This is a genomic window from Photobacterium sp. 2_MG-2023 (genome assembly GCF_030547675.1).
Taxonomy (GTDB): domain Bacteria; phylum Pseudomonadota; class Gammaproteobacteria; order Enterobacterales; family Vibrionaceae; genus Photobacterium; species Photobacterium arenosum.
Genome location: NZ_JAUOQQ010000028.1, coordinates 59,597 through 65,596, shown reverse-complemented (window position 1 = coordinate 65,596; position 6,000 = coordinate 59,597). Strand labels below are relative to the sequence as shown.

The 6,000-nt window shown below is 52.9% G+C and carries 7 protein-coding genes; 1 reads left to right on the top strand and 6 read right to left on the bottom strand.

The window, feature by feature from the left end; translation table 11 throughout:
• Window positions 1–142: 142 nt before the first annotated feature.
• The 4 genes from ruvX to rsmE all read right to left on the bottom strand — a co-directional run bounded on the left by ruvX (window position 143) and on the right by rsmE (window position 2,981).
• Window positions 143–571: a Holliday junction resolvase RuvX gene (gene ruvX / locus Q4491_RS18740; protein WP_027253606.1), complete on the bottom strand. Its 429-nt coding sequence runs from the start codon at window positions 569–571 to the stop codon at window positions 143–145.
• Window positions 568–1,131, bottom strand: a complete 564-nt coding sequence (locus Q4491_RS18735) for a YqgE/AlgH family protein (protein WP_027253605.1) — start codon at window positions 1,129–1,131, stop codon at window positions 568–570. Before Q4491_RS18735 ends, ruvX begins: the two co-directional genes overlap by 4 nt.
• A gap of 152 nt (window positions 1,132–1,283) precedes the next feature.
• Entirely contained in the window at window positions 1,284–2,234 is a 951-nt protein-coding gene (gene gshB / locus Q4491_RS18730; RefSeq protein ID WP_192015758.1) for a glutathione synthase, read from the bottom strand.
• Window positions 2,235–2,249: 15 nt separating this feature from the next.
• Complete coding sequence (gene rsmE / locus Q4491_RS18725) at window positions 2,250–2,981, bottom strand: 16S rRNA (uracil(1498)-N(3))-methyltransferase (protein WP_218384269.1); 732 nt, start codon at window positions 2,979–2,981, stop codon at window positions 2,250–2,252.
• Between the two features lie 250 nt (window positions 2,982–3,231).
• Between rsmE and Q4491_RS18720 the strand changes: the two genes are divergently transcribed.
• Window positions 3,232–4,545: a hypothetical protein gene (locus Q4491_RS18720; protein WP_303459808.1), complete on the top strand. Its 1,314-nt coding sequence runs from the start codon at window positions 3,232–3,234 to the stop codon at window positions 4,543–4,545.
• Window positions 4,546–4,603: 58 nt separating this feature from the next.
• Here Q4491_RS18720 and Q4491_RS18715 read toward each other — a convergent pair whose 3' ends face one another.
• Both Q4491_RS18715 and Q4491_RS18710 read right to left on the bottom strand, forming a co-directional pair.
• Window positions 4,604–5,323, bottom strand: a complete 720-nt coding sequence (locus tag Q4491_RS18715; protein WP_192015755.1) for an endonuclease — start codon at window positions 5,321–5,323, stop codon at window positions 4,604–4,606.
• Window positions 5,324–5,425: 102 nt separating this feature from the next.
• Window positions 5,426–5,923, bottom strand: a complete 498-nt coding sequence (locus Q4491_RS18710; RefSeq protein ID WP_303459806.1) for a SprT family zinc-dependent metalloprotease — start codon at window positions 5,921–5,923, stop codon at window positions 5,426–5,428.
• Between the last annotated feature and the right edge of the window lie 77 nt (window positions 5,924–6,000).

Below are 6,000 nucleotides of genomic sequence, written 5' to 3'. Positions count from 1 at the left end.
TTGTTTGGCGATTACACGATAACTTATCCAACCGTTTTTCGTATCTGTTTCCCGCTAATCCGAGATGAACCTTTTTTTGTCGGCAGCGTTCAGGGTTTTGGGTCAGCCATGATCTCAAAACTAAAAATGCTGTACCGAGCGATCAACCGTATTGCTGTTCGAACCAGCTTTCGAGGATAACCACGGCAGACTGAGAGTCGACATTGCCTTTGCTGAGTGAGCGATAGCCACCACGGGCAAAGAGATCCGAGCGCGCTTCGACCGTACTCAAACGCTCATCATGTAATTCGACCTGGCACCCGAACCGGCCGTGCAGGCGGTTGGCAAATTTGCGGGCGCGCGGGGTGATACTTTCCAGCTCCTGGCCGTAAACATCCAGCGGCAGGCCGACCACAATCAGGTCGGGTTGCCATTCTTTCAGTAATTTTTCAATCGCTTCCCAGCTGGGAATACCGTCGTTGGCTTTGAGTGCCGAAAGGGGATTGGCTGTCCCCGTCAGTTCCTGACCGATGGCGGCGCCAATGCTTTTGGTGCCAAAGTCGAAGGCAAGTACTGTACGAGAGGTGCTCATGAATGTCCTATTTCAGTGGATAAGTTAGCGGAATGGATACCCAGTTTGGCGACGGCTTTGTCCCAGCGTTCATTGATGGGAGTTTCAAACACGACCTTGGGATCCGCTTCCATGGTCAGCCAGCTATTGTCGGCCAGTTCCTGTTCCAGCTGGCCGGCGGTCCAGCCGGCGTAGCCAAGGGCAACCAGAAATTGACTCGGCTCATCCTTGGTGCCCAGCAAAGGCAGGATATCGGTTGATGTGGTCATCTTGATCTCTTCGGTCAGATCAAGGCTGGAGCTGTATTCTTCTTTGCTGTTGTGCAGGATAAATCCCCGGTCACCGGCCACCGGGCCGCCTATCATGACAGGCTTCTCCAGGCTGGCAGGATGCGCAAGTGGCAAGTCTCGCTCCACTTTGATCTGCTCCAGCATGCTGCCGACAGACACATCAATTGGCAAATTAATGACAATGCCCATCGCGCCTTCGTCGTTATGCTCGCACACATACACCACACTGCGTTTGAAGTGCGGATCTTGCAGACTGGGCATGGCCACCAGAAAGTGATTGGTGAGATTCATCGTTCAGTCCTTACACACTCTCAGACAGGCTCTCATAATTACAGTATGAGGACTAATTGGCCTAAATGGTAAGTCTGAGAGAGATGCTGTTAAAAATGAAAACGTGACGTGTTGTCAACTTCAGCAGACAACACGTCCGGGTGGTATCAGTATCAAGCGGTTTTCAGGCGGCGTTCTATGGCATCCATCAGTTTGCCTGTAATAGAAATATCATACGCCGCTTCAATTTCGCGAATACAGGTTGGGCTGGTGACATTGATTTCAGTCAGCTTGTCGCCAATCACATCCAGGCCAACAAAAATCAGCCCTTTTTCTTTCAGTGCCGGTGCGACAGCTTCAGCAATTTTGCGATCAGTCTCGCTCAGCGGGCGGGGTTCGCCGCGGCCACCGGCGGCCAGATTGCCACGGGTTTCCCCTTCGGCCGGAATACGGGCCAGACAGTAAGGCATAGGCTCGCCGTCAACTACCAGAATGCGTTTGTCGCCGTTACTGATGTCCGGCACGAACGTTTGCGCCATACAGTAGTATTCACCGTGATTGGTCAAGGTTTCAATAATCACCGACAGGTTAGGATCCCCGGCTTTGACACGGAAGATCGACGAGCCGCCCATACCGTCCAGCGGCTTGAGAATGATATCGCCGTGTTCCTGCTGGAAGGCGCGGATCTTATCTGCCCGGCGGGTCACTATTGTGGTGGGTGTCAGCTCGGGGAACCAGGCGGTGTAGAGTTTTTCATTACAGTCACGCAGGCTCTGGGGCTTATTGACGATCAGGGTGCCCTGTTCTTCCGCGCGCTCCAGAATATAGGTGGCGTAGATGTATTCAGTATCGAACGGCGGATCTTTGCGCATCAGCACGGCATCGAGCTCGCTCAGTTCGATTTCCTGCTCACCGTGGAAGCTGAACCAGTCGTTCGGATCTTCCTGCAATTTGACGATCCGGGTCCGGGCGATTGCTTTGCCTTGCTCCAGAGACAGATCAGCCATTTCCATATAATGGATTTCCCAGCCGCGACGCTGCGCTTCAAGCATCATCGCAAAGCTGGAATCCTTTTTGATGGTAATGGACTGGATGGGATCCATCACAATACCCAATTTGATCATGTCTTTTCTCCTTGGTTAGCCAAGATCGCCAAAGCGGACCTGTAGCGCAGTTATCGCCGTCATAGCGGCAGTTTCAGTTCTGAGAACCCGGGGACCCAGCAGCACTTCGCTGAACCGGAACGTTTCAGTCATACTGATTTCCTGCTCCGACAGGCCGCCTTCCGGCCCGATCAGCAGACGGACCCGGGTGACAGGTGCGGGCAGGGTATTTATGGAATATTGGGCTCTTGGGTGCAAATTCAACTTCAGGCCGTCAAATTCTTCCGCGCACCAGTCTTCCAGTTTCATCACAGGACGGATTTCCGGCACCACATTGCGGCCGCATTGCTCGCAGGCGCTGATGGCGATTTTTTGCCACTGTGACAGTTTCTTATCGAACCTGTCCTGAGTCAGTTTGACACCACAGCGCTCTGAGATCAGCGGCGTAATGCTGTTGACGCCCAGCTCGACAGATTTCTGAATCGTGAATTCCATCTTATCGCCGCGGGAAATCACCTGGCCCAAGTGCAGATCCAAAGGGGACTCCACACTGTGCTCAATACGGGCAGAAATCTCTACTTCGACATGTTTTTTACCGGCTTCGGTAATGACAGCCGGGAATTCAGCATTGCTGCCGTCGAACAACAGAATTTCCTGGCCTGGCTGCATCCGCATCACGCGGCCGACATGGTTGGCGGCGTCGTCACTTAATGGCACTCTACCGCTTGCCGGCAGGGTCTCAGGATGGAAAATACGTGGCACTCTCATAGTATTAAATTCGTTGGCTTTGATGGTTATTCCTGGCGTCAGTATATCAAGCTTGGCGGCAATGTACCGAACATTGCACAGTGCCGAATACTGCGCGATGAAACACAGCGGAAGCGCGCTGAAGTGTTATCTCGCGCAAAAGCTGCATAAGCCGACATTGATGCGGCTCATAACTCCGGCAAAAAGTCAGTGGGATTGAACCCCGTATCACCTAAAATGCCGGCTTTGTTGCACAGGGGACATAACAAAAATGACAATAACACAAGGAACGCACAGACTGGCGCTCCTTATGGCGGCGGTGCTGGCGGCGGGCTGTGGCGGCGACGGTAAGTCTGGCGAGCGCAGCCTGAATGTGGATGGCGATCCTTTGCTGGCCAGCCTGCAGCCGTACCTGAGCTCCAGTCAGTACGGGTTGGCAGCCGAAGATTGTGCTGTCATCTATAAACAGAGGCAGTCCTGCCAGTTGCAGGATATCGCACCGCTCGGCTATGACATTCAGGGCGATCTGACGCCGGACGACATTGCCCAGCGATTGCTGGTATCCCATGGCTGGATGGGGGACAGCTTTATGGATGTGGTGCGTGACTTACCGCAGGATGTGCTGAATCTGTTTAAGCCACTCAATGTCATTGTACTCAGCCTTGATATCCGCCCGTCTTTCTATCACACAGATACTGCAGGGATATATATCGATCCGCGGTATCTGTGGCGCAATCAGGCGGAATGGAATGACATTTATCAGCAGCAAGATTACCGCTCCGGGTTTGCAGATGTCCTGCCGTTTCTGGCTTTACAACGTTATGTGTACAGCAATGGTGATTATGTTACTTACAGCAATACCTTCGATGAGTACGACAATTACTGGCGGAGCAAATCAGAAATAGCGCCGGGACTGTTTAATCTGCTGGTCCATGAGCTGGCTCATGCCAACGACTTCCTGCCACCGGATCAACTCAGTGTGCTGGATGTGTCAACCAGCATAGGTAAAAACATCAAGCAGATTAAAGGCAACTGGATTCAGACATCATTGCAACAAGCCCATGCGCTGTCAGCAGACAGTTTACAGTTGATGGCTGAGAGCTATTTTGGCGGCGCCTCGGCGTCAACGACCATGTCGCCTGAGCAGGCAGGATCGGCATTCGAGCCTGATGGTGGCGCCGATTTTTACGGCTATTACACTGGCGCGGAAGATGTCGCCATGCTGTTTGAAGCTTATATGATGTGGCGGGAATATGAGGCGGTCTCTGATGTGGCGTTTACGTCCTCACCCAAGGTTGAAAATTACAGTTGTGATGATTTGATTATTGGCTGGGGGCAGCGCAACCGGCTGGCGCAAAAAGAGGTTGTGCCGCGCGCCAGGCTGGTATCGGAGAGTATCTTACAGCAGGATCTGAGCGCTGAATTTGCATCAATAGCCAATTCAATGCCGGTGGATCTGCCGTACGGCTATGGATGGTGCCAGGCGCGGACTGCTGTGATGTCGGCCCGATTTGAGCGTTTCAATCGCCAGGCGCCGGTTGCCGATAACAGCCAGCGTTACCTGGATGAGATGCTGCGTCACTAAACATTAAGCATTAAGCATAGGCAAACGGCTGAGAGCCCTGATCTCAGCCGTTATTATATTAAAGTCCTGCCTGCTGACAGGCTTCCAGCACAAAACCGTTGTGTTTTTGCTGGATGTTGGCAATTCTCCGATCCCTTTCGCACTCCCAGGGGCTGACCGGGTAAGTCTTATGCCAGGCCTGCATCAGCTGGCGCTGACTTTTCGCCAGACGGAAGCGGTATTCCTGCTCCATGTAAAGATAGGTGCGGGCAATGGCTCCTCGGGCACGGGGTGGCGGATCCACCCGGCGGTTTTTGAAATCAACTTTCACCTCGCACTGGCCGTAGAAAGCACCGTCATGTTCACGCCAGGGGGCAAAGCGATAGTTCGAGCGATCGCCGTTCACCTCGCCAATGGCCGGGGTCAGGTTATGCATGTCGGCTTCCATCCGGCTGAAGGCCGGGTCTTTGCGGCAGTTTTTACGCCCGCCATCCTGCCAGCATTGCAGCTGATGGCCAAACTGCCAGGCCGGCACCACGTGCTCCCACTCAATCCGGCTGGCACGCGTCTCCTGCTTGCGAACCTGATAGCCGCAGCTGTTCAGATCCGGGATTCCCTTTTTCCCTTGCCATTCAATCCGGCAGCCGCAGTAAAAGCTCTCGTTGTGATCCTGATAAATGTTTACCAGCAGCTTTTTTGCTTTGGAGAAGTTGTGCGGTGGGTCTGCCAATACGGGAGAGGGCAGGGCACTGACGCTTAGCAGTACGGCAGTCATTAGCCATTTCAGCTTGATTAACATGGGATTTCCGGTGACTGAATGTATGGATGATGATGTTATCAGTACCGGAATTTTTTAGAAGTGTTTCACGTTATCTGAGTGTAAAAAATCAAATTTTCAATTTCACTGCGACGCATTTCCAGTAACAGGCATCAAAGGTTGGTGGCATTGCATGCAGTGATAGATGGCTTGCTGACGCAGAATCTTATTATGCCGTCTGACAGTGAGCTGATGCTCCCGGCACTGGCAGCGGTAGGGGAAAGTACGCCCGCTTACAGAAGAGATATCGAAGCTGTGGGTGGTGCGCGCCGGCACATTGAACACCTCAGTCATCATTTTTTGCCATTCAGGGCCATGTGGACGCACTTTGCCGTGACAGGCAAAAGTGAGCAGATGGGCGAGTTCATGGGGAACCACTTCGGCCAGAAAAGCGTGCGGGTTTTCTGCCAGTAATACCGGGTTATAGCGGATCTCCCAGCTTTGCATCCGGGCACTGCCTGCAATTTTACCGCGCTGGGTAAAGCGGATTGCCGGATCAGGAAACTGTTTGCCAAGCTTGTTTTCAGCCCGGCGAAGGCAGGAGAGGGTACGTTTAATAATGGCTTGCTGTAGTGAGTCCATGATGCTGAAAGGTGAACAAACAAGGGGTTCAGTATGTAAGGTCTGGCGCTGATTTTCTACCTTCGATGGCCTGAAAT